Raw genomic sequence first — 22693 nt, forward strand, 5'->3', positions numbered from 1 at the left:
AATCTGGCAACTTTTTGCCAGACCTGGGACGACGAAAATGTCCATAAATTGATGGACCTGTCGATCAATAAAAACTGGATCGACAAAGAAGAATATCCGCAATCCGCAGCCATCGACCTGCGCTGTGTAAATATGGTTGCTGACCTGTGGCACGCGCCTGCACCGAAAAACGGCCAGGCCGTTGGCACCAACACCATTGGTTCTTCCGAGGCCTGTATGCTCGGCGGGATGGCGATGAAATGGCGTTGGCGCAAGCGTATGGAAGCCGCAGGTAAGCCGACCAATAAACCAAACCTGGTCTGCGGTCCGGTGCAAATCTGCTGGCATAAATTTGCCCGCTACTGGGATGTCGAGCTGCGTGAGATCCCTATGCGTCCCGGCCAGCTATTCATGGATCCGAAACGCATGATTGAGGCCTGCGACGAAAACACCATCGGCGTGGTGCCGACTTTCGGCGTGACCTATACCGGTAACTATGAGTTCCCGCAACCGCTGCATGATGCACTGGATAAATTCCAGGCCGACACCGGTATCGACATCGACATGCACATCGACGCCGCCAGCGGTGGTTTCCTTGCGCCGTTCGTGGCGCCGGATATCGTCTGGGACTTCCGCCTGCCGCGCGTGAAATCGATCAGTGCTTCAGGCCATAAATTCGGTCTGGCTCCGCTGGGCTGCGGCTGGGTTATCTGGCGTGACGAAGAAGCGCTGCCGAAAGAACTGATATTCAACGTTGACTATCTCGGCGGTCAGATTGGTACTTTCGCCATCAACTTCTCCCGTCCGGCGGGCCAGGTGATTGCCCAGTACTATGAATTCCTGCGCCTCGGTCGTGAAGGCTATACCAAAGTACAGAACGCCTCTTACCAGGTTGCTGCTTATCTGGCGGATGAAATCGCCAAACTGGGGCCGTATGAGTTCATCTGTACGGGTCGCCCGGATGAAGGTATCCCGGCGGTGTGCTTCAAACTGAAAGACGGGGAAAATCCAGGATACACCCTGTATGACCTCTCTGAACGTCTGCGCCTGCGCGGCTGGCAGGTTCCGGCATTTACCCTCGGTGGTGAAGCCACCGACATCGTGGTAATGCGCATTATGTGCCGCCGTGGCTTCGAAATGGACTTCGCTGAACTGTTACTGGAAGACTACAAAGCCTCCCTGAAATACCTCAGCGATCACCCGAAACTGCAGGGTATTGCCCAGCAGAACAGCTTTAAACATACCTGATAACCGAATGTCACCTGCATGCCAGGAGCATGCGGGTGTAATTCATTCACGGTAAAGAAATATATCCTATAAATAAGAGTAGTGGCGTAATGATCAGGATGCTAATTCTGATCATTTTTTTGTTTTTTGGGAAATTCATATAATTGAATAATTTGCAATGTAAATTAAATCTTGTACAAATTACAATAGGATGCATCAGCTATTATTCATATCCGTTATTATTGCTTATTTTTGCTCTAATAGATTGAAAAATAAGTGACCTGGAACAATGCTTCTAACCACTTAGGATGCTATTATTTTTTTTTCGTTTAAGCTTTTTTTAAATCGCGATTTGACTTAGGGTGTTAGCGTGCTACATTAAATACAATAATATGTTTCTGTTATAGTGTATTAATGATGCAATCACTACATGGAACTTGTTTAATTGCGTACGCAAAGCATAAATATATTCTTACCATGCAGAATGGTGAATATCGCTGTTTTAACGGTGGTGATTTGGTTTTTGCGGATGCAAACCAGATTTTAGTTGATAACTGTGCAGAGAACGTCGTCTTTGTCACGAAGGAAACACTTTCATTATTTCTCCCAATGCTCAAGGAGGAGGCATTAACTCTTCATGCCTGTAAAAAAGTTCCTTCGTTAATCGTGCATCACTGTACCCGAGATATCCCCGTTTTTCAGGAAGTTGTACAGCTTTCACAGAGTAAAAATCTCCGCTATGGTGAGATTTTACGTAACAGGGCATTAATATTCGCAATATTGTCGGTTTTTCTTGAAGATGAACAGTTTATAGCGCTACTCATGAATATCCTACAGCCCAATATGCGAACTCGGGTTTGTACGGTCATTAACCGTAATATTGCTCATGAATGGTCATTGGCGAAAATAGCCAGCGAGTTATTGATGAGTCCAAGTTTGTTAAAGAAAAAATTGCGTGAAGAAGAGACGTCTTATTCGCAACTGCTTACCGAATGTAGAATGCGACGCGCGTTACAATTCATTGTAATACATGGCTTTTCTATAAAGCGAGTGGCCGTGTTGTGTGGCTATAACAGTGTGTCGTATTTTATTTATGTTTTTCGCAATTATTATGGCATGACACCGACTGAGTATCATGAACGAATAGCTGAAAGAGGGGGTGATAACCCTCTGATGATGGACATTTGTTTGGCAGGAAAGTGTTGTCACCCTGAAAGGATAGTAAGGTTATAATTGCTTTTTGAAGATAAAAAAAAACCGGCATAGGGGACCGGGAAGAGGATAGTCTGCCGTCTCCAGACTAATAAGCCGTTATAACACTCCATGTTGGCACGGGAAACTTTGTGCTCTCAGTGGGTTAAATATAACTTTTGCTGGAGATAAGATCAGCCAATTTTTTATAAACATAAGCTATACACAAATTTAAGATATATCACGCATGCATTTACTTTTTATGGCTTAACTGATATATGCGCTTATGTATGTGATTACTTTTTGGTCCTACCAATTTTGGCAGTTTTGGATTTTTACAGGAGTCATACATCATTTCATTTGTATACTGAAATTGTAATGGTTGTAGTAATGGAATATAAGGGCTTGTCATGACACACGTTTGCTCAGTGATCCTCACCCGCCGTTCATTTGATATTTATCATGAGCAGCAAAAACTCTATTTGCAAAAAGAGAGTATTCTTTTGATGGATAAATATATGGTGGAGAATTTTCCTTTTGATGAATCCCATGCCCGTAGACTAGATATCGATGAAAGGATCATTAGCCATTATTTGCACAATGTCCGTCTTTCGGGTCGGTGTTTAGGGCTGCATGGTAAAAAACGGTTGCTAGTTAACCCAACACCACCAATGCCGCTGGTCACTGCGATATTTGATAGTTTTGCTCAAGAAGATATTGCGTCCAGAACATTAAGTAATATGCTTTACTTTTCCTGTCTTTCGATGTTTTCACGAAATAAAGAACTTATTCCCTTCCTTTTTAATAGCATTAGTACTGTTTCAGGTAAAGTTGAACGCATTATTAGCTGTGATATAGCCAAACGTTGGTATCTGCGTGATATCGCCGAAAAAATGTATACCAGTGAAAGCCTAATCAAGAAAAAATTGCAGGATGAAAATACCTGCTTCAGTAAAATATTGTTGGCCTCGCGAATGTCGATGGCCAGACGATTACTCGAGTTACGACAAATCCCGCTGCCGATGGTCGCAGAAAAATGTGGCTATAGCAGTACGTCGTACTTTATTAATACTTTCCGCCAGTACTATGGCGTAACACCGCACCAGTTTGCGCAACAATCAACTGGGACCTTTAACTGACAGGATTTCTCATTCGAAAGTCGGTCAGGATCTCCCTCACACTTCATGTGAAAATCTTTCCTCATTAACTCTGCCGGGTCACCGGCAAGTTTGCTTTCGCAGTTTGCAAAACACTAAACGTATTTTCAGGAGGAAAAGACGCGGCATGTTCAGGATTATTAAGTTTGCAATTCATACAATTACGGGAATTCTGGTCAGTGTCGTGTTGTTTAAATTGATAACCAACGGTTGGAGCGGGTTCTACTTTCAATGCTGTTTACTGAGTCTGATGTTCCTGGCGGTAAGCTGGCTGTTGAGTGGCGAGTGGTTAGCGGGAAAGAGTAAGGCTGAACCCTCACGTTCAACCTTACTCTCGTTTACGCGTTACGCTTTTTTAAAGCGGGCAAAGAGATGTTCCACCACAACGAAAAAGACCGGAACGAAGTAAATCGCTAGCACCGTTGCTGCAAACATCCCCCCCATAACGCCTGTACCTACTGCGTTTTGCGCACCGGAGCCTGCGCCATGACTGATAACCAGCGGCAGTACGCCGAGAATAAAGGCCAGAGAGGTCATCAGGATTGGGCGTAAGCGCATCCGTGCCGCTTCGATAATCGCTTCCATCGGTGTCTTCCCTTCTTTTTGCATCATCTCAACCGCAAACTCGACAATCAGGATGGCGTTCTTGGCGGAAAGCCCAATGGTGGTCAGCAGACCAACCTGGAAGTAGACGTCATTGCTTAACCCGCGCAGATCTGTAGCCAGTAACGCGCCAATTACCCCAAGCGGTACGACCAGCATTACCGAGAATGGAATCGACCAGCTTTCATAAAGTGCGGCGAGGGCAAGGAACACCACGACCAGCGAGATGGCATATAGTGCCGGGGCCTGGTTGGAAGATAACGCTTCCTGATATGACAGTCCGGTCCATGAATAGCCAACGCCAGTCGGAAGTTTTGCGACCAGATCCACCATAAATTTCATTGCGTCACCCGTACTTTTTCCTGCCGTCGCTTCACCTAAAATCTCCATTGCTGGAATACCGTTGTAGCGTTCCAGACGTGGTGAGCCGTAGGTCCATTCTGTTGAAGAATAAGCAGAAAGCGGCGCCATCGTGCCGGAGGCGTTGCGCACATACCATTGGTTTATATTATCTGGCAGCATGCGGAACGGTGTTCCCGCCTGGACATACACTTTTTTCACTCGTCCCTGGTTAAGGAAGTCGTTCACGTAGCGACTACCGAAAGCGGTGGAAATGGTCTGGTTGATATCGGACAACTCCACGCCCATCGCCTCAGCTTTCGCAGCGTTGACGTTGACTTTGAACATCGGTGTATCTTCCAGGCCGTTCGGGCGTACCCCGGTGACCTGGTCAGGGGATTGTGCTGCCAGAGACAGCAACTCATTTCTCGCCTGGGTCAGCTTTTCATGTCCCAGGTTACCGTTGTCCAGTAGTTCCATATCAAAACCTGACGCTGTTCCCAGTTCTGCTACCGCCGGTAAGTTGAACGGGAAAATAACTGCTTTATTGATGCGGCTAAGAGCCACCATCGCCCGCTGAATAATCGCGGTCACCGAATTTTCTTCGCCGACGCGTTCAGACCACGGCTTCAGGCTGATAAACGCCAGACCGTTGTTTTGCCCCTGGCCGCTGAAACCAAAGCCGCCAACGGTAAACACCGACTGAACATTATTTTTCTCTTTTGTCAGATAGTAATCGGTCACCTGCTGCAGCACTTTAGTGGTGTTAACCATCGTGGAACCTGATGGTAGCTGTGCAGTGGTCATAAATACCCCTTGATCCTCTTCCGGCAAGAAGGAGGTCGGTGTACGCAGAAACAGCACCGCCATCCCGGCACAAATCAGCAGGTAAACCACCATATAACGACCCGTGCAGCGCAGCAGTGAGCGGGTACTGTCGGTATAGTGTTGAGTTGATTTTTCAAACAGATGGTTAAATCGCACAAACAACGCATTCTGTTTGTGACCGCCTTCTGGAACGGCTTTCAAAATGGTGGCGCAAAGGGCAGGCGTTAGACTCATCGCCACAAACACCGAAAGCAACATGGAGGAGATCAGCGTAATGGAGAACTGACGGTAAATTTCCCCGGTCGCGCCGCTCATAAAGGCCATTGGCATAAACACCGCGGAAAGCACAACGGCAATCCCGACCAGCGCACGTTGGATTTGCCCCATTGATTTATGCGTCGCTTCCTTCGGCGGCAGCTTATCTTCTGCTATCACGCGCTCGACGTTTTCTACCACCACGATAGCATCATCAACCAGCAACCCTATCGCCAGCACCATCCCGAACATGGTGAGGGTGTTGATGGTAAACCCGACCGCCGACAAAATCGCGAACGTGCCGAGAATAACGACCGGTACGGCAATAGTCGGGATGATCGTAGCGCGAATGTTTTGCAAAAACAGGTACATGACCAGGAAGACGAGGATGATGGCCTCAACCAGCGTTTTGAAAACTTCCTGGATTGAAATTTTAATAAATGGTGTCGTGTCGTAAGGATAAACCGTCTTCAGGCTGGCGGGAAAATAGGCCGATAAACGGTTGAGCTCCTCTTTTACCGCCCGGGAGGTATCGAGCGCGTTTGCTCCTGTAGCCAGTTTGATCGCGATCCCGGCGGCAGGTTTGCCGTTATAGCGCGCTACGGTGGAATAATCTTCCGCTCCCAGCTCGACGCGGGCAACGTCGCGCAGCAGCACTTGTGAACCATCTTGCTGAACTTTCAGCAGGATTTTGCCAAATTCTTCCGGTGTTTGCAGACGTGTCTGCACAATGATCGAGGCGTTCAGTTGTTGGTCTGCCGCCTGTGGCATTCCGCCCAGTTGACCGCCGGAAATCTGGTTGTTCTGTACCTTGATTTGGGAAATAACATCGGCAGGAACAAGGTTGTATTTATTGAGTTTTTGCGGGTCCAGCCAGATACGCATGGCGTACTCTGAACCAAAGAGCTGCACGCTACCGACACCTGCGGTACGACTTAATGGGTCTTTAATATTAGAAGCCACATAGTCCGCAATGTCGTACTGGTTGAGGCTGCCGTTTTCAGAGATAAACGCTGCCACCATCAGGATATTGCTGCTCGACTTATTGACGCTAATCCCTTGTTGCTGTACTGCTTCGGGGAGTGATGGCATAGCAAGTTGCAGTTTATTCTGCACCTGAACCTGCGCAATATCGGGCGACGTTCCTGTCTCAAAGGTCAGTGTGATGGAGGCATTACCCGCCGCATCACTGGTTGATGACATATACATTAAGCCATCAAGTCCATTCATATTTTGCTCAATCACCTGAGTGACTGAATCTTCTACCGTTTGCGCATCAGCACCCGGATAGGTGGCGCTCACGGTGATGGTCGGTGGTGCAATCTGCGGATATTGCGCCACCGGTAAGTTCATGATCGCCAGCCCGCCTGCGAGCATCAAAATAATGGCAAGTACCCAGGCAAAAACCGGGCGATCAATAAAATAGTTAGCCATGAAAGTCCCCTTAAGCCTGCAACGTTATTGTTTCGATTCGGTGCTGGCGTTTTCCTGGCTGGAGGAAATTGCGCGTGCTTTGATACCTGGGCGAATGCGTTGCAAACCGGAAACGATCACCCGATCGCCAGCTTGCAAGCCAGAGGTAACAACCCACTGGTTGCCGATGGCTTTGGTAGCGTCAATTTCGCGTAACTGCACGACATCATCTTTATCAAGAATGAGCGCCGTTGCTTTGCCCTGAGCGTTGTGAGTAACGCCTTCCTGCGGCACCAGTAACACATTCTGGCGACTACCTTCATCCACTAATGCTGTGACGTACATGCCTGGCAGTAAGTCACCATTTGGATTGGGGAAAATCGCGCGCAACGTGACCGAGCCGGTAGTTTCATCCACCGTCGGGTCAGAGAATTTCAGCGTACCGCTCTGGCTGTAACGTTTGCCATTTTCCAGATTGAGCTGAACTGGCGTACTGCCCTGAACCTGTTTGATTTGCCCACTGGCGACCTCTTCTTTCATGCGCAAAAAATCTTGTACCGACTGCGTGAGATCGACATAAATCGGGTCCAGACGCTGCACCGTAACCAGCGAATCTGCCTGATTAGCAGTAACGAGTGCGCCGACGGTCACTGATGATTTCCCACTGACGCCTGTAATGGGCGAGGTGACGTTTGCGTATTGCAGATTGATCGTCGCCTGCTCAACAGCCGCTTTAGCAACGGTGACATTGGCTTCTGCCTCATTCAGCTGGGTGCGCGCGGTGTCGTAATCCTGACGGCTGACGTAGTTGGTTTTTAGCAACGATGCCTGGCGATTAAAGGTAATGCGGGCATTGCTGGCGGTAGAGAGGGCTTTCGCCAGCGAACCTTTGGCTGAGTTCAACTCTGCCTGCAAGGGCGCAGGGTCAATCTGATACAACGAATCGCCCTGGTTAACTTTATCGCCTTCGATAAAATTGCGCTTAATGATGATGCCACCCACCTGCGGGCGAATCTCAGCAACTTCATAAGGAACAGTTCTGCCGGGCAATTCGCTCATGACATTGATTGAGCCGGGGGAGAGCGTCACCACGCCCACTTCTGGCGTCATGGCGGCAGCATTTTGCGCTGATTTGTCGTCGCATGCGGTGAGTATTACGCCGCAGAATAACAACGGTATTAACAGTTTTCTTTTTCTGTTCATTTTATTCCCTGAAAATTCGTGAAAAATTACGGATTTTTTGAATGTGTGCGGGGAGAGGCATGAGGGATTTACAGACCTGCGGCATAGTGCAAGCCATGGGGATGTATGCCTGTGATGGCGCATGCAGGCCGAGTGACCAATGTGGCGATTTAGATGGCAAAAAAAATGTTGCCGTTCTGCTGACAGTCTCTGCCTGCGTCCGGGCAACGAATGTTTCTACTGGTGGATACATAAACCAGGGGAATAAGTTCGTTTTTGCTTCTCCTTTGGTTATCACCGGGAGTAATGGAGTCAGCATTTGCATCCCTCGTCATGCCAGCCGTCAATTTCAGGCACTTATCGCTGGGCCACATCAACGCCTTCTTAAAAATAAGAAGAGATCCCCAGAGTCACGATGTCGCTCATACGTCTAAGTTTCAGCTTGTACATAATATTGAATTTCTGGATCTTTAATGTCTGCTGCGAAATTTTCAGTGTTGACGTGATATTACTTTCATTTTTGTTCTTCAGGATTAATTGCATAATTTTGAATTGATTATGCGAGAAACATAATTGAGAATTCTTATGAGGCAAGTGTTTTCCATAAGTAATATCAATCAGATTTTTAATGCTTTCTTTACGGCTGATAAAAAAGATAGGCGACTGACTTTTAAGTTTGCTGATGTGGTAAGGTGCCAGAACAATGATTCTTTCAGCATCTAACTTCTCAAGAAACTTAATCGCTTCTTCATCAAGGATATGATTATGATAGGTATCAATGATCACCTTGAATGGTTTGTTACCTATGCTTTTTATCTCTGACAGGGAATTGATTTTTATCATTTCGTGATTATCTTTCAACTGCAAAAAGCCCTGTAAAAGAAAAGAATCCTTCGTCATGAGAAAAATCATAACTTGCTCCTTAGCCGTTATTGTTTCGAACATGTCATCCTTTTCATTATTTACATCCATGTCCGAATTCGTTGTTCAATATAGTAAACGCCTATAAGAACGTTGCCCTTCGTGAACTAATACGTCTATTAACACTAATCAAAACTTGAGATTTATCCATCACGCACTCCATATATTGATCCTAGGTAACATTCCTGGGTGTTATAAATTTGTTAGTGCTAACATGAAATTAACAACTCCCATATTTTTACCAAGAATAAGTTATCAATTTAAAGTTTGTGATTTCTGAATGATAAAACTAAAATAAAAAAGTAATCCGATTTAAATATCGAGTCTCCTTGTTTCTACTTAAGCTGGCAATTGGAATTGCCAGCTTTCTTTTTAATTTTTGGGGAAAATTAACATCAACTGCATTAATTACCTTCTTATTGAGCCAATGCTTGCCAAACCTTGATTTCATTTTCCCACAGCACTTTTAAACATTAAACCTGACTACAGAAAATATCAGCCATGATAATGTTTGAAATGGCTAATTTGCTGTGAAATTTATAAAACCATAAAGGTTTCAGCGAGTTGTTTAATGAGTCGCACGGTAATTATTTCAACGATGGTTTATGTTTTGCCATGGTGGCGATATGAAGCGGGAGTGTTATATGCCTCATAGTCACCATAAGTGATTATGAGGCGGTGTGGGAAATACTGTGCCGACGGTCTGATATTGATTATTTTTTAACGAATAAACTAGCGAAGCTAAACAAGCTGGCAGCGCTGAATATTAGTTCTATCCCCACCAGTGTAGAAACTAGTGTTACAGAAACCATTGGCGTTGCACCCAGGAATATCCATGCAATGATGATATCCAGGATACCAATGACTAGTTGTAGCCAGCTGCCTTTCATTGAACGCTGGCGATACCAGCTCATCAAGCGAATAACCCCAGCGACACAAAACAAGCCAGCGATAAACGCCGCAATAGCAAAAATTCCCAGTTCTGGTGCGCGGATGAAGAAATAGCCGATCAACAAATAGGCGACAGCGACAAGGAAGCCGGATAATACAGGCCAGAAATTATGACTCCGGTTGCTGAATAAACCGACAATAAGCGCAATGCCTGAGCAGATTAATAATGCGCCAACGACTGTGCTAAGGATATCGCCAGAGACAAACGGGAAGCTTATACACAGTAAACCGACAATAAACAGTAGCACAGCAATAAACTGGATTGCTCTCCGATGCTTCTTAAGCATATCCAGATCAAATTTCAAAATTGTTGCCTTATCTATATATAACATAGAACCACCCTATAAATTTAAGAAGAAAAATCCCTACTATCAATCTATGCCAAAAATGCATCCAGGAATGCATGTGATTTAATAAAAATTTCCTAATTAATGTGTCCAACACCCATGTAACTTGTTGTATTTAAATAAAAATATCTTATTTTGATATTTTATCTCAACATGACATACCCAAAAAACCAGGTTATAACCTCAATGTCGAAATTGATTCGTGACGGCTCTTTCACTTTATAGTTGAGGATATTACGATGAAAAAAGTATTAGGTGTAATTCTTGGTGGCCTGCTTCTTCTGCCAGTTGTGAGCAATGCCGCGGATGCACAAAAAGCAGCTGACAATAAAAAACCTGTCAACTCCTGGACCTGTGAAGATTTCCTGGCTGTGGACGAATCCTTCCAGCCGACTGCAGTCGGTTTTGCTGAAGCACTGAATAACAAAGATAAACCAGAAGATGCGGTTATGGATGTTCAGGGCATTGCAACCGTAACCCCAGCTATCGTTCAGGCTTGTACTCAGGATAAACAAGCCAGCTTTAAAGATAAAGTTAAAGGCGAATGGGACAAGATTAAGAAAGATATGTAATTCATGGAATGCGTTGCATCGTATTTCCTTGAATATTGAACAGGCAGGAATACCTCGCGTTAAAAGCAGATAATCCTCCTGTTCATATATACTTTATTTGTTGAATGGGTTGTAAAATGAATATTTCATCTCTACGTAAAGCCATGATTTTCGTTGGCGCTGTAGCGGCACTTTCACTGGTTAATGCACAATCTGCACTGGCTGCTAATGAATCTGCTAAAGATATGACTTGTCAGGAATTTATTGACCTGAATCCAAAAGCGATGACACCGGTTGCATGGTGGATGCTGCATGAGGAAACGGTTTACAAAGGTGGTGATACTGTAACCTTAAATGAAACTGATCTGACTCAGATTCCTAAAGTGATTGAATATTGTAAGAAAAATCCGCAGAAAAATTTGTATACCTTCAAAGATAAATTGGCAAATGTCCTGCCGAATTAACAGGAATAAAGCAAAAAGGAGTAGCAAGTTGAGCCATCTTGCTGCTCCTTTTTGCATTTTTATATGACTGCAGAATTTATTATTCGTCTAATCCTGGCTGCTATTGCCTGTGGTGCTATTGGCATGGAAAGGCAAATCCGCGGCAAAGGGGCAGGGCTTCGTACACATGTCTTAATCGGTATGGGTAGCGCCCTGTTTATGATTGTGTCGAAATATGGTTTCGCTGATGTGCTGGCGCTGGATCACGTCGGGCTTGATCCCAGCCGTATTGCCGCTCAGGTTGTCACTGGCGTCGGTTTTATAGGCGCGGGTAATATCCTCGTCCGTAATCAAAATATTGTCGGCCTCACCACCGCTGCGGATATCTGGGTAACAGCTGCAATCGGTATGGTGATTGGTAGCGGCATGTATGAGCTGGGGATTTACGGTTCTGTAATGACCTTGTTGGTACTGGAAGTCTTCCATCAATTAACTTTCCGGCTGATGAACAAGAATTACCATTTACAGCTGACGTTGGTGAACGGTAATACGCTGTCGATGCTCGACTGGTTTAAACAACAAAAAATAAAAACTGATTTAGTTTCGTTGCAAGAAAATGAAGATCATGACGTAGTTGCTATTGATATTCAGCTTCATGCGGCGACGTCGATTGAAGACTTATTAAAGTCGCTAAAAGACATGACGGGTGTGAAAGGTGTTTCAATCAGCTAATGTGAATATTAATGATATCGACGGGAGTACACCCGGTACTCCCGTCGTATTTAACTATCGAGGACAATCAGCGGAGAATGATTGGCAGGGGCGTTTAATACAGTAATATCCGCGCCGTAGAGCATAGTCAGCGCCTGCTGTGTCAACACGTCCTGCGGTTTACCATTGGCGATAACCTTTCCTTTTTGCATCAATACAACACGGTCGGCATAGCGGGCGGCAAGATTAAGATCGTGCAATACACAGCAGACGTTGAATTGCCGTTCGCGAACTAACTGACGTAATAAACGAAACAGATGCTGCTGATGGTGAATATCCAGCGCCGACGTTGGTTCATCAAGAAATAACCATTTCGGCGAGGGTATTGCTTCCCAAAGTTGTACCAGCAGGCGCGCTAATTGCACACGCTGTTGTTCACCGCCGGATAATTGCCGATAGTCGCGGTTTGCTAACGCCTGACAGTCGCATAGCGCCATTATCTGTGCCGTTTCATCCCCCTGATTACCGGTACGATGCGGATGGCGCCCCATCTGGATCACTTCTTGTACACTGAATGGAAACGCCATATGGCTATTCTGACGCATCACGGCCCGGTGTTTCGCCAGTTCGGTAATTGACCATTCATTTAATGGCTTATTAAATAACCGGCATTCGCCGCTATCAGGTTGAAGATAGCCGGTGAGCTGGCGAAGCAACGTGGATTTTCCCGCACCATTAGGGCCGAGAATGGCAACAATTTCCCCGCCGGGAAAAGTCAGCGAGACATTGTCAGTCAGGCGTCGCCCATGAAGGCTATAAACCAGGTTCCGGGCGCTAATCATGCGATCCTCCGGTTGCGCAGAATCAACCACATGAAATACGGGCCGCCAAGCAGGCTGGTTAGTAATCCGACAGGCATTTCTGCTGGCTGTACCAGTGTGCGGGCAAGCGTGTCTGCCATCAGTAATAAGCAGGCTCCGGCAAGGGCAGAGCAAGGAATTAGCCAGCGATGATTTGCTCCGGTAGTCATGCGAATCAGATGCGGGATCACCAGGCCAATAAAGCCGATAATGCCGCTTACCGATACGGCAGCGCCAACGAGCAGTGAGCTAATCAACAGTAATTGTTGGCGTTTACGCTTTACGTTCACGCCGAGGTAATGGGCTTCTTCATCACCAAGTTGCAGCAAATTCAGCGTTCCGGCGAGACACGTTGTTGCCATAATGGCGGGCAGAATGAAGGAGCTGGCAACCAATAACGTTGGCCATTGCGCCTGACCGAGATTGCCCATCATCCACAACGTGAGTTGTCGTAGCTGTTGCTCATCGCCTATATAGCTCAGTATGCCGATCGCTGCGCCGCACAGGGCATTGATGGCGATCCCGGCGAGTAACAATTGCATCATGCTGCCATCGCGATGGCGCTGCGTGATGAGAAAAATGATGGTGCAGACCACTAAACTTCCGGCGATGGCAAACACCATTTGTTCATAAAGCACCAGCACCACGGGGAAGGAAAAGGGCAGCACAATAGCAACGCCAACCATTAATGCCGAACCGCTACTGACGCCGAGTAATCCTGGGTCAGCCATGGGGTTGCGGAAAAGCCCCTGCATAATCACCCCGGCGGTTGCCAACGCGGCGCCTACCAGCACGGCCAGTAAAACGCGCGGCAGGCGAATATTTAGCCAGATATCGCGGTATTCCTCATCAAGAAGGGCGCTAAAGCTGATTTTTAACGCGCCCTGACTGGCACCGAACAGCACCAGGGCAAGCAATAATAGTGATAGCCCCATAAAGACACTGGCGGATGAAAATGAATCCTTGAGCACGCAAAACTCCGTTATGACGTTGCGGCGCGGAGAGTCTGCGCCGCATGGGATTACGCCGGTTTCAGGTCAGGTTCAATCAGACTGTAGATCTGCTTGTTGAGTGCTGGCGCGTTTGCCAGTTCATGAATGTGTGCGGCGACATCGGCACGGCGGACAAAACCATGACACTCCTGATTTTGTATCCGTTGTGCTTTGCCTGTTGCTGCGCCGTCAAGCAGACCGCCAGGGCGGAGAATGGCGTAGTCTAGCTGGCTGGTTTGCAGCCAGCTTTCCGCCAGTGTCTTTTCGCGCACCGCCTGACCAAACGCGGCTTTTGCCCGATCCGATAAGAACGGCCAACTATCGCCGCATCCCAAAGAAGTCACCAGAATCATGCGACTGATGCCTGCCTTTTCGGCCTCATCAATCACCGTTCTGTGGGCCAGATAATCCTGTGCGCCGCCCATTGTTGAGATGATAAGTGCTTGCGGACCAGCCGCGCGGCAGGCGGCTGCGACTACGCTGGCGTCACAAGCGTCGCCAGTAAAAGCCTGCACACCTTGTTGCGTCAGTTGAGCCGCAGCGTCTGCACGGCGAACGACAGCGACGACCGGACGTTGTTCCGCCAGCGCCAGTTCAAGCGTTCTGGCGCCCACACCTTTTCCGCCCGCGCCAAAGAGTAGCCACGGTGTCATCAGGCGTGTTCCTTTAACGATGCTGCCAGAGCATGGAAGGCGTTGACCTGTTCACTCAGGAGCTGACGATGGTCATCCCTGCCGAGGAAGATTTTCAGCATGGCGCTGCCTTCTTTGTTGAAAAAGAGAATGGATGCGGTGTCCATGCCCATAAATTTACGTTCGATTAAGGCAATATGCGTGCAGTTTTCTGCTTTGATATGCCCGGACATGCCGTGCTTTCCACGCAGATTGAAATAGCCGTGGCGGTGGAAACCCGAAGGCAGTTCGCCGCTAAATTCGAGGATCACATCGGCAGTATGCACCAGCGTGGTGACGTTGCCCCATTCGCAGACGGTATCCCAGACAGTATCGAATTTATCGCCTGACACAACAGTCGGAGAGGGCAGATTTTTCACTACCTCCAGCAACGTGGTGTTGTATTGTTCGGCGATCGCCTCCAGCGTACCGTCTGGCTCCTTTTTCAAAAATTCCTGTAACGAGACATGGCTCATAAATCACTCCTGTTATGGTTTTTCAAGCGCAATCGCTGGCGCATTAAGTACCTGAATCAGTTCATTAAGAGACTGCAAAATGTTGCTTGCCCAGAAACGACCTTCATTGGTCAACCGCAGGCACGTTGAAGCATCGCGGCTTAAGCCTTTTTGGTGCCACTGGGCCAGTAATGGTGCGAGTTTTTCAGCATGTGGCGTAAGTTCGTACAGCGGTACACGCGCCGTTTCAATGCCCGACTGCAAGGTATGACGCCACTGCGCGTTACGTTCGGCGTTACGCATGATCATCATCAGCGGTTTTTTGCCTGCCGCGACGGATTCATGCCAGGTCTGTAGATTGCGTTCGTTCATCCAGGAGTAACCATTAATCGAACCACCTGCGCCGGAACCAAAGGCCAGACAATCGGCACCTTGTTTTATCAGCAGGTTATAGAGATTGCGTTCGCGTGTGGTACGGCCCCAGTGGCTGTTACTGATGCAGCGCCAACCGGCATCGTCCATAAAATCACACCCTTGCAGGTAAAGATCGCGACGCTCCGCCGGAGAGGGCACGGTAGTGCGCCCGTTTTCCACGGCTTTGCCCAGTGGCGTGTTGGGCAGGACGTTGAGCGCATAGAGGTCGACGCCGTCAAGACCGATATCGCGGGCAATAGCCAGATCTTCTCCCCAGGTTTGCGCATCCTGACCTGGCAGGCCAAACAGCAGGTCACAGACCACCGCAGCACGGTCGCGTTTGACCAGGCTTTCCATAAACGCAATGGCGGTTGGGCCATCCGAGGTGCGGGCCATTTTCTTGCGGATTTTGCTGTTAAACGACTGAATACCAATTGAGAAGCGGTTTGCTCCCGCATCAAGGCAAGCGTCGATTCGCTCAGCGTCAAAATTCAGTACCCGGCCTTCAATGGTGATTTCACAATCGGGTGCCAGTGGTAATTTTTCTCGTAGTGTGGTGATGATTCTTGCCAAATCGCGCGCGGAGAGTGCGGAAGGCGTACCGCCACCGAAATAGACCGCATGGATGGGCGCGGACTGATGCAATACGCTGTCTGCCTCCTGTTCGATTTCTCGAATCAGGGCATCGGTATAATGAGCACACGCATCTTCATTAAAACGATTCTGATAAAAACCGCAAAACGTGCAGTGTGTCGCGCAAAAAGGAATATGAAGATAAACCAGTCGCTTACGAGGTGAGGTTGTTTGACTGATCATCTCTTGCCAGGTCTGTGCCAGTTGTTCTTTGGCGACCGGAATGGCCCCACGAAACGGCATCATGGCACGCCTGTCTTTAAATGGCTGGTCACCGTCTAAAGCAAAATGAGGCGTGAGATCCAGGGTGTTTTTCATGTTCATACGTCTGATTTAAATCCGTTTATTGCGGCCAAAGTTGCTGGTGTAAAGACTCAACGACATCAGCAATACGCGGGCCCATTCCCAGAATCAGGTTTTGATCAACGGTGATAATGCGCTGGTTCTTCCAGGCGGCGGTGTGGGTAATTCCGGCAATAGAACGTAGCCGATTAATATCGCCATCGACCATTTGTGAGGTTACGACAATCACTTCAGGGTTAGCCGCAATCAGCGATTCCGCGCTGTAGCTTTTGTACTGCTGGTGGGTAGCGACGTTTTCTGCTCCGGCAAGCGACAGAATGGCGTCTGCGACGCTGCCTTTACCGGCGACCTGTGGCGCGCTGCCGCCAGCAGAGAGAATAAACATCGCTTTAACCGGGGCTTTTTTTGCCGCCACGCTTTGCTGTACTCGCTCCAGGCGTTGGCTGATTTGTGTCACCAGCGCCTCGCCTTGTTCAGGAACCTGTAACGTTTTTTCCAGTTGGCGAATGTTGGCGTACATCTGCTCAAGGGTGGCTGGTACACGCGGCAGAGTGACGACGTTGACCTTTTGCGCCCGCAACTGGTCGAGCACAATTTGCGGTCCTGCATCCTGCCAGGTAATTACGCTATCCGGGCGAAGTGACAAAATGCCTTCGCTGCTGAGTTGTTTCCAGTAGCCAATATGCGGCAGTTTGGCGGTTTCTGGGGGATAAGATGTCGTTTCATCGACACCCACCACGCGCTCGCCAGCACCCATCGCGTAGATTAGCTCCGTCAGTGATCCTCCAGCGACCACAATGCGTTCGGCAGCCGTTGCGCTAAAAGCCCAGCTAAGAGCCAGTACTGCCGTAAACAATTTTTTTCGTTTTACCGCAGTCTTCGCGACAGAGGCCACGGCTGAAATACATAACGTTAGTGGGGAAAAAAGATACGGCCTGTTGGTGATCCTTGGCATCATATGAGAACTCTTATCGAATTGAGAATGATCATGATTATCATTTGAGTTATATATGAAATACAACCGTCGATTCAATACGCAAGGCGTTACAAGCGTATTTATTTTTGATTTTTATCAAGATGCTTCGTCAGCTAACGTTCTTGTTACCGACAAAATTTCAGGGCGGGAAAAAGCTGAGATCTCAGAGATATCGCGGCTTGCAGAGCAAAGAGAAGAGAAAATTATCGCGGTTAACGACAACGTTTCGTTATGAGGTCGTGGGGGACTGCCACAAGAAAAAAATGGTTTTCTGGATACAGGATAGCTTTCATAACCCCCTGTTTATTGTGTTAATGGCGGTTAAAAAAAAGCTTGATCATAAAAAATTGATCGATAATAATTCTCATTATCACGCCTGGCTTTAACAAAATATGACTATATGGATAACAAAATCATAGCTTTTGCAAGGGATAACGCACAGCGCTCTTCACTCCAGATGCGGCATATCGCTTTGCCTGACAAAGAGGGCAAATTGTCCGGGATACCAGGCAATTTCACCGGATATTAACGCCCGTTAACTCACCCGGCGAATATTATCGCTTTGAATTGTAAATAAATTTATTTTTCGCCAGCCATCCCGGTATTAATCCAGGTAGCCAGCATTTTTTATTTTCCTCATGGAGAATCGCTATGTCACGTCCGCAATTTACCTCGTTGCGCTTGAGTTTGTTGGCTTTGGCTGTTTCTGCCACCTTGCCAACGTTTGCTTTTGCTACTGAAACCATGACCGTTACGGCAACGGGGAATGCCCGTAGTTCCTTCGAAGCACCAATGATGGTCAGCGTCCTCGACACTTCCGCTCCTGAAAACCAAACGGCGACTTCAGCCACCGATCTGCTGCGTCATGTTCCTGGAATTACCCTTGATGGTACCGGACGAACCAACGGTCAGGATGTAAATATGCGTGGTTATGACCATCGCGGCGTGCTGGTTCTTGTCGATGGCGTTCGTCAGGGAACGGATACCGGACACCTGAATGGGACTTTCCTCGATCCGGCGCTGATCAAACGTGTCGAGATTGTCCGTGGACCTTCGGCATTACTGTATGGCAGTGGCGCGCTGGGTGGGGTTATCTCCTACGATACGGTCGATGCAAAAGATTTATTGCAGGAAGGACAAAGCAGCGGTTTTCGCGTTTTTGGCACCGGTGGCACGGGGGACCATAGCCTGGGATTAGGCGCGAGCGCGTTTGGGCGAACGGAAAATCTGGATGGTATTGTGGCCTGGTCCAGTCGCGATCGTGGTGATTTACGCCAGAGCAATGGCGAAACCGCGCCGAATGATGAGGCTATTAATAACATGCTGGCGAAAGGAACCTGGCAAATTGATTCTGCCCAGGCTCTGAGCGGATTAGTGCGTTATTACAATAACGACGCGCGCGAACCAAAAAATCCGCAGACCGTTGAAGCGTCTGACAGCAGTAATCCGATGGTTGATCGTTCAACGATTCAACGTGATGCTCAGCTTTCTTATAAACTCTCTCCAGTGGGCAACGACTGGTTAAATGCTGATGCAAAAGTTTACTGGTCGGAAGTTCGTATTAATGCGCAAAACACGGGAAGTTCCGGTGAGTATCGCGAACAGACAACAAAAGGTGCCAAACTGGAGAACCGTTCCACTCTGTTTGCCGAGAGTTTTGCCTCTCACCTGCTGACGTATGGCGGTGAGTATTATCGTCAGGAACAGCATCCGGGCGGCGCGACGACGGGCTTCCCGCAAGCAAAAATTGATTTCAGTTCCGGCTGGCTACAGGATGAGATCACCTTACGCGATCTGCCGATTACCCTGCTTGGCGGAACCCGCTATGACAGTTATCGCGGTAGCAGCGACGGCTACAAAGATGTTGATGCCGACAAATGGTCATCTCGTGCGGGGATGACTATCAATCCGACCAACTGGCTGATGTTATTTGGTTCATATGCCCAGGCATTCCGCGCGCCGACGATGGGCGAAATGTACAACGATTCTAAGCACTTCTCGATTGGTCGCTTCTATACCAACTATTGGGTGCCAAACCCGAATTTACGTCCGGAAACCAACGAAACTCAGGAATACGGCTTTGGGCTGCGTTTTGATGACCTGATGTTGTCCAATGATGCCCTGGAATTTAAAGCCAGCTACTTTGATACCAAAGCGAAGGATTACCTCTCCACAACCGTCGATTTCGCGGCGGCGATAACCATGTCTTATAACGTCCCGAATGCCAAAATCTGGGGCTGGGATGTGATGACGAAATATACCACTGACCTGTTTAGTCTTGATGTGGCCTATAACCGTACCCGCGGCAAAGACACTGATACCGGGGAATATATCTCCAGCATTAACCCGGATACCGTTACCAGCACCCTGAATATTCCTATCGCTCACAGTGGCTTCTCTGTTGGTTGGGTCGGTACGTTTGCCGATCGCTCAACACATATCAGCAGCAGCTACAGCAAACAACCTGGCTACGGCGTGAATGATTTCTACGTCAGTTATCAAGGGCAGCAGGCGCTCAAAGGCATGACCACGACTCTGGTATTGGGCAATGCCTTCGATAAAGAGTACTGGTCGCCGCAGGGCATCCCACAGGATGGACGTAACGGCAAAATTTTCGTGAGTTATCAATGGTAATCATCAGCCCCGATATTTCGGGGCATTTATCTGGAAGGAAGAGAGACAATGAACCACTACACACGCTGGCTTGAGTTAAAAGAACAAAATCCCGGAAAGTACGCGCGTGACATCGCAGGTTTAATGAATATCAGCGAAGCAGAACTGGCATTTGCGCGCGTCACGCACGACGCGTGGCGGATGCGCGGCGATATTCGTGAAATTCTGGCGGCGCTGGAAAGCGTTGGTGAAACCAAATGTATTTGTCGTAATGAATATGCAGTCCATGAGCAAGTTGGCTCGTTCACAAACCAGCATTTGAACGGTCATGCCGGATTAATACTCAACCCGCGCGCGCTGGATTTGCGACTGTTTCTTAATCAGTGGGCCAGTGTTTTCCATATAAAAGAAAACACGGCTCGCGGTGAACGTCAGAGTATCCAGTTTTTTGATCATCAGGGCGATGCGTTACTGAAAGTTTATGCTACTGACAATACCGATATGGCGGCATGGAATGAGCTTCTGGCACGCTTTACCGTCAAGGAAAATACGCCGCTTGAGTTAACAACGGTTGATGCGCCTGTCGCACAAACCGACGTCGATGCCAGTGTTGTAGAACAAGAGTGGCGTGCGATGACGGATGTCCATCAGTTTTTTACGTTGCTCAAGCGCCACAACCTGACTCGTCAGCAGGCGTTCAATCTGGTGGCAGACGATTTGGCCTGCAAAGTACCTGGTAGTGCGCTGGCGCAAATTCTTGAATCTGCACAGCAGGATGGCAATGAAATCATGGTGTTTGTTGGCAACCGTGGCTGCGTACAGATTTTCACGGGTGTGATAGAAAAAGTGGTGCTAATGAAAGGTTGGCTGAATATTTTCAACCCGACGTTTACTCTTCATCTATTAGAAGAGAGCATTGCTGAAGCCTGGGTTACCCGTAAACCGACCAGCGATGGCTACGTAACCAGCCTGGAACTGTTTGCTCATGATGGTACGCAGATTGCGCAACTTTATGGTCAGCGTACTGAAGGGGAACAGGAGCAGGCGCAATGGCGTAAACAGATTGCGGCGCTGACGCAGGAAGGCGTTGCTGCATAACGAGTCATTGTCCGGAGGTCTGGCTGTCGCCGGGCCTCTTTATAAATATCAGCTGGAGATTTCAGACCAGATAATCAATATGTTGATGACGTACCAGCTCATTGATCCGCTTAAGATTGAGGATCATCATAATATTGTGTTTATGGCAGTAGAATGTTTTCAGCGATATTTTGAGTTTCCCCAGAATATCTTCTGTCGTCATTTGATTCGCAATGCAGCTCAGAACCTGATGCTGTTTGCGCGAGAGTGACACGTCTGCTTCAGGTACAGAGCAATAACTGCCATTGAGCAGTGCGATGAAGTCAATAATCGTAATATTTCTCTGGACAAAGGTTACCGGAACTTTCCCCAGACAGCGTTTAATATTAAACGGCGAGAAAACAATGACATGAACAGGCCGCAGGCGTTCAATTTTGTTGAGCATTGATGAGTGGAATACATTATTCATTAATGTATCAATAATCACTAAGGCATTCTGATGCAACGTTAAGTCAATCTCTTCTTCGTTCTGTATATGAACGACATTACCTTTACTTACAATATTTTTCATCGCGGTGAAAAACATGGTGTCTTTGGTAATTATAAGAAACATAACCGACTCCCTTTGCGAACATTAACTTTATAATCAGGTTGCCAAAGGTAATAAAAAGGTCAGAGCTTGTAATTATACTAATTAGCTTGCTGTACATTAATTGAATGTGTTCAAAGATGCAGATATCTCATCAATATCTGCATCTTCAGGTAATGTTATTTGACCAGTTCTGGCGTTACCTGGCTAACCGCATCGGTATAGTAAGGAGTGCCGCCCCAGCCGGGTTCTGGCCAGAATGCGCCGTAGCCGTAATCCCACAGGTTATAGGTTGTGTTCACCACTTCTCGTAAATGCCACACCTGAATCCCCTGCATATTCACTTCAAGGAAGTTATATGGGACTTTATTGATAAAGCCAGGTTGTTCGCCCTGAATGGTTCCGAGGATGGTGACATAGTGGTTACGGTAGTTTACTGGGTCAAGGAAACCACTTTGTCTGGCGAGCAGTCGCCCTTGATAGTTGGCCTCAATGTCAGGTTTCGCATAGCTATCCAACGGCAATACGGCGATTTCTAGCAATGTATCGGTTTTGCCATTAATGACGTTAATGACTTTACCGCCAAAGCGGGCCTGCTGACCAACGTATAAATTTGGTTGGTTATGAACAGCAACAAAACTTTTTTGGATATCAGGCTGGTTATTACCTTTGATATTTTGTGGAATAGAACTACACGCGGCAAGCAATAATGCAAGGCTGACGATGAGAGCACCTTTTGACTTGTTCATGTTACTATCCTTATCAACAAATGTTAAAACCATAATAGATATTTCTTTATGGTTTTCATCTGATTTTCAGGTGATATGCCTGATAGTAACGTAAACCTGTCTGATATTTATATCCTTGCAGATGAGATCCGGAAAGCATTGATGCGTGATGTTATTATGTGTCTCCTTATAATATGGGATATTATAAGGCGGCTCTTATTTCTAATGGCACATGGTGTAAAGATTGTTATTGATGTGATGATAATGGTTTATAAATGTTAGAT

The 22693-nt window shown here is 47.4% G+C and carries 21 protein-coding genes and 1 pseudogene; 10 read left to right on the plus strand and 12 right to left on the minus strand.

Annotation, left to right across the window (positions count from 1 at the left end; all coding sequences use genetic code 11):
• From FEK46_RS15085 to gadW, 3 genes are all read left to right on the plus strand, one after another.
• Positions 1-1227, plus strand: a 1227-nt coding sequence (locus FEK46_RS15085; protein ID WP_138194694.1) for a glutamate decarboxylase, incomplete at its 5' end; no start/stop codon positions are given.
• A 396-nt stretch (positions 1228-1623) separates the two neighbouring features.
• A complete protein-coding gene (gene gadX / locus FEK46_RS15090; RefSeq protein WP_130261003.1) occupies positions 1624-2439 on the plus strand; it encodes a DNA-binding transcriptional regulator GadX in 816 nt (271 codons plus the stop codon).
• Positions 2440-2807: 368 nt separating this feature from the next.
• Complete coding sequence (gene gadW / locus FEK46_RS15095; RefSeq protein ID WP_130209198.1) at positions 2808-3536, plus strand: acid resistance transcriptional activator GadW; 729 nt, start codon at positions 2808-2810, stop codon at positions 3534-3536.
• Positions 3537-3899: 363 nt separating this feature from the next.
• On the opposite strand, the gene mdtF is transcribed toward gadW, so the two are convergent.
• Both mdtF and mdtE read right to left on the minus strand, forming a co-directional pair.
• Positions 3900-7013 (minus strand): multidrug efflux pump RND permease MdtF, encoded by a 3114-nt coding sequence (gene mdtF / locus FEK46_RS15100; protein WP_135559189.1) that lies wholly within the window; start codon positions 7011-7013, stop codon positions 3900-3902.
• 24 nt (positions 7014-7037) lie between these two features.
• The gene (mdtE, locus tag FEK46_RS15105; protein WP_346460520.1) at positions 7038-8147 is read right to left on the minus strand and encodes a multidrug transporter subunit MdtE; all 1110 of its coding nucleotides are present in this window, start codon (positions 8145-8147) and stop codon (positions 7038-7040) included.
• Positions 8148-8254: 107 nt separating this feature from the next.
• On the opposite strand from mdtE, the pseudogene FEK46_RS23995 reads away from it, so the two are divergent.
• Positions 8255-8539 (plus strand): annotated as a pseudogene (locus FEK46_RS23995) (hypothetical protein); the annotation flags it as partial.
• Positions 8540-8558: 19 nt separating this feature from the next.
• Here the strand turns inward: FEK46_RS23995 and gadE are convergent.
• Both gadE and hdeD read right to left on the minus strand, forming a co-directional pair.
• Entirely contained in the window at positions 8559-9086 is a 528-nt protein-coding gene (gene gadE, locus FEK46_RS15115) for an acid resistance transcriptional activator GadE (protein WP_064527778.1), read from the minus strand.
• A gap of 722 nt (positions 9087-9808) precedes the next feature.
• Entirely contained in the window at positions 9809-10378 is a 570-nt protein-coding gene (hdeD, locus tag FEK46_RS15120) for an acid-resistance protein HdeD (RefSeq protein WP_130221293.1), read from the minus strand.
• A gap of 254 nt (positions 10379-10632) precedes the next feature.
• Between hdeD and hdeA the strand changes: the two genes are divergently transcribed.
• From hdeA to FEK46_RS15135, 3 genes are all read left to right on the plus strand, one after another.
• A complete protein-coding gene (gene hdeA / locus FEK46_RS15125; protein WP_130209189.1) occupies positions 10633-10965 on the plus strand; it encodes an acid-activated periplasmic chaperone HdeA in 333 nt (110 codons plus the stop codon).
• 116 nt (positions 10966-11081) lie between these two features.
• On the plus strand, positions 11082-11408 hold the full coding sequence (hdeB, locus tag FEK46_RS15130; RefSeq protein WP_130209187.1) for an acid-activated periplasmic chaperone HdeB: 327 nt from the start codon (positions 11082-11084) through the stop codon (positions 11406-11408).
• 63 nt (positions 11409-11471) lie between these two features.
• Positions 11472-12119 (plus strand): MgtC/SapB family protein, encoded by a 648-nt coding sequence (locus FEK46_RS15135; RefSeq protein WP_130260996.1) that lies wholly within the window; start codon positions 11472-11474, stop codon positions 12117-12119.
• Between the two features lie 50 nt (positions 12120-12169).
• Here the strand turns inward: FEK46_RS15135 and FEK46_RS15140 are convergent, their stop codons facing one another.
• Genes FEK46_RS15140 through shuT form a run of 6 tightly spaced genes read right to left on the minus strand, consistent with a single transcriptional unit; the run spans position 12170 to position 17381 of the window.
• Entirely contained in the window at positions 12170-12940 is a 771-nt protein-coding gene (locus tag FEK46_RS15140; RefSeq protein WP_130209183.1) for a heme ABC transporter ATP-binding protein, read from the minus strand.
• Positions 12937-13929: an iron ABC transporter permease gene (shuU, locus tag FEK46_RS15145; RefSeq protein ID WP_214251097.1), complete on the minus strand. Its 993-nt coding sequence runs from the start codon at positions 13927-13929 to the stop codon at positions 12937-12939. The genes FEK46_RS15140 and shuU overlap by 4 nt, the downstream gene beginning before the upstream one ends.
• A 50-nt stretch (positions 13930-13979) precedes the next feature.
• Complete coding sequence (gene chuY, locus FEK46_RS15150) at positions 13980-14603, minus strand: anaerobilin reductase (RefSeq protein ID WP_130260994.1); 624 nt, start codon at positions 14601-14603, stop codon at positions 13980-13982.
• Positions 14603-15097 (minus strand): heme utilization cystosolic carrier protein HutX, encoded by a 495-nt coding sequence (hutX, locus tag FEK46_RS15155; protein ID WP_135559190.1) that lies wholly within the window; start codon positions 15095-15097, stop codon positions 14603-14605. Before hutX ends, chuY begins: the two co-directional genes overlap by 1 nt.
• Positions 15098-15109: 12 nt before the next feature.
• Complete coding sequence (gene hutW, locus FEK46_RS15160) at positions 15110-16447, minus strand: heme anaerobic degradation radical SAM methyltransferase ChuW/HutW (protein ID WP_135559191.1); 1338 nt, start codon at positions 16445-16447, stop codon at positions 15110-15112.
• Between the two features lie 19 nt (positions 16448-16466).
• On the minus strand, positions 16467-17381 hold the full coding sequence (shuT, locus tag FEK46_RS15165) for a heme ABC transporter substrate-binding protein ShuT (protein ID WP_135559222.1): 915 nt from the start codon (positions 17379-17381) through the stop codon (positions 16467-16469).
• Positions 17382-17436: 55 nt separating this feature from the next.
• Here shuT and FEK46_RS23420 point away from each other — a divergent pair, with 55 nt between their 5' ends.
• From FEK46_RS23420 to chuS, 3 genes are all read left to right on the plus strand, one after another.
• Positions 17437-17637 carry a hypothetical protein gene (locus FEK46_RS23420; protein ID WP_165383169.1) on the plus strand — a complete coding sequence of 67 codons (201 nt, stop codon included), beginning with the start codon at positions 17437-17439 and terminating at the stop codon, positions 17635-17637.
• A gap of 416 nt (positions 17638-18053) precedes the next feature.
• Complete coding sequence (gene chuA / locus FEK46_RS15175; RefSeq protein ID WP_135559192.1) at positions 18054-20036, plus strand: TonB-dependent heme/hemoglobin receptor ChuA/ShuA; 1983 nt, start codon at positions 18054-18056, stop codon at positions 20034-20036.
• A gap of 48 nt (positions 20037-20084) precedes the next feature.
• Positions 20085-21113: a hematinate-forming heme oxygenase ChuS gene (gene chuS, locus FEK46_RS15180; protein ID WP_135559193.1), complete on the plus strand. Its 1029-nt coding sequence runs from the start codon at positions 20085-20087 to the stop codon at positions 21111-21113.
• Positions 21114-21174: 61 nt separating this feature from the next.
• Here chuS and FEK46_RS15185 read toward each other — a convergent pair whose 3' ends face one another.
• Together FEK46_RS15185 and slp are read right to left on the minus strand one after the other, a co-directional pair.
• Positions 21175-21705: a LuxR C-terminal-related transcriptional regulator gene (locus FEK46_RS15185; RefSeq protein ID WP_130209174.1), complete on the minus strand. Its 531-nt coding sequence runs from the start codon at positions 21703-21705 to the stop codon at positions 21175-21177.
• 155 nt (positions 21706-21860) lie between these two features.
• Positions 21861-22430 carry an outer membrane lipoprotein Slp gene (gene slp, locus FEK46_RS15190; protein WP_130209172.1) on the minus strand — a complete coding sequence of 190 codons (570 nt, stop codon included), beginning with the start codon at positions 22428-22430 and terminating at the stop codon, positions 21861-21863.
• Positions 22431-22693: the final 263 nt, after the last annotated feature.

This window comes from Escherichia sp. E4736 (assembly GCF_005781225.1).
In the GTDB taxonomy this organism is placed as follows: Bacteria; Pseudomonadota; Gammaproteobacteria; order Enterobacterales; family Enterobacteriaceae; genus Escherichia.

What these genes read in the sequence shown, in the direction of transcription:
- gadX (WP_130261003.1), top strand. Translation starts at nt 1,624, where the DNA reads ATGCAATCACTACATGGAACTTGTTTAATTGCGTACGCAAAGCATAAA.
- gadW (WP_130209198.1), top strand. Translation starts at nt 2,808, where the DNA reads ATGACACACGTTTGCTCAGTGATCCTCACCCGCCGTTCATTTGATATT.
- mdtF (WP_135559189.1), bottom strand. Translation starts at nt 7,013, where the DNA reads ATGGCTAACTATTTTATTGATCGCCCGGTTTTTGCCTGGGTACTTGCC.
- gadE (WP_064527778.1), bottom strand. Translation starts at nt 9,086, where the DNA reads ATGATTTTTCTCATGACGAAGGATTCTTTTCTTTTACAGGGCTTTTTG.
- hdeD (WP_130221293.1), bottom strand. Translation starts at nt 10,378, where the DNA reads ATGTTATATATAGATAAGGCAACAATTTTGAAATTTGATCTGGATATG.
- hdeA (WP_130209189.1), top strand. Translation starts at nt 10,633, where the DNA reads ATGAAAAAAGTATTAGGTGTAATTCTTGGTGGCCTGCTTCTTCTGCCA.
- hdeB (WP_130209187.1), top strand. Translation starts at nt 11,082, where the DNA reads ATGAATATTTCATCTCTACGTAAAGCCATGATTTTCGTTGGCGCTGTA.
- FEK46_RS15135 (WP_130260996.1), top strand. Translation starts at nt 11,472, where the DNA reads ATGACTGCAGAATTTATTATTCGTCTAATCCTGGCTGCTATTGCCTGT.
- FEK46_RS15140 (WP_130209183.1), bottom strand. Translation starts at nt 12,940, where the DNA reads ATGATTAGCGCCCGGAACCTGGTTTATAGCCTTCATGGGCGACGCCTG.
- chuY (WP_130260994.1), bottom strand. Translation starts at nt 14,603, where the DNA reads ATGACACCGTGGCTACTCTTTGGCGCGGGCGGAAAAGGTGTGGGCGCC.
- hutX (WP_135559190.1), bottom strand. Translation starts at nt 15,097, where the DNA reads ATGAGCCATGTCTCGTTACAGGAATTTTTGAAAAAGGAGCCAGACGGT.
- hutW (WP_135559191.1), bottom strand. Translation starts at nt 16,447, where the DNA reads ATGAACATGAAAAACACCCTGGATCTCACGCCTCATTTTGCTTTAGAC.
- shuT (WP_135559222.1), bottom strand. Translation starts at nt 17,381, where the DNA reads ATGCCAAGGATCACCAACAGGCCGTATCTTTTTTCCCCACTAACGTTA.
- FEK46_RS23420 (WP_165383169.1), top strand. Translation starts at nt 17,437, where the DNA reads ATGAAATACAACCGTCGATTCAATACGCAAGGCGTTACAAGCGTATTT.
- chuA (WP_135559192.1), top strand. Translation starts at nt 18,054, where the DNA reads ATGTCACGTCCGCAATTTACCTCGTTGCGCTTGAGTTTGTTGGCTTTG.
- chuS (WP_135559193.1), top strand. Translation starts at nt 20,085, where the DNA reads ATGAACCACTACACACGCTGGCTTGAGTTAAAAGAACAAAATCCCGGA.
- FEK46_RS15185 (WP_130209174.1), bottom strand. Translation starts at nt 21,705, where the DNA reads ATGTTTCTTATAATTACCAAAGACACCATGTTTTTCACCGCGATGAAA.
- slp (WP_130209172.1), bottom strand. Translation starts at nt 22,430, where the DNA reads ATGAACAAGTCAAAAGGTGCTCTCATCGTCAGCCTTGCATTATTGCTT.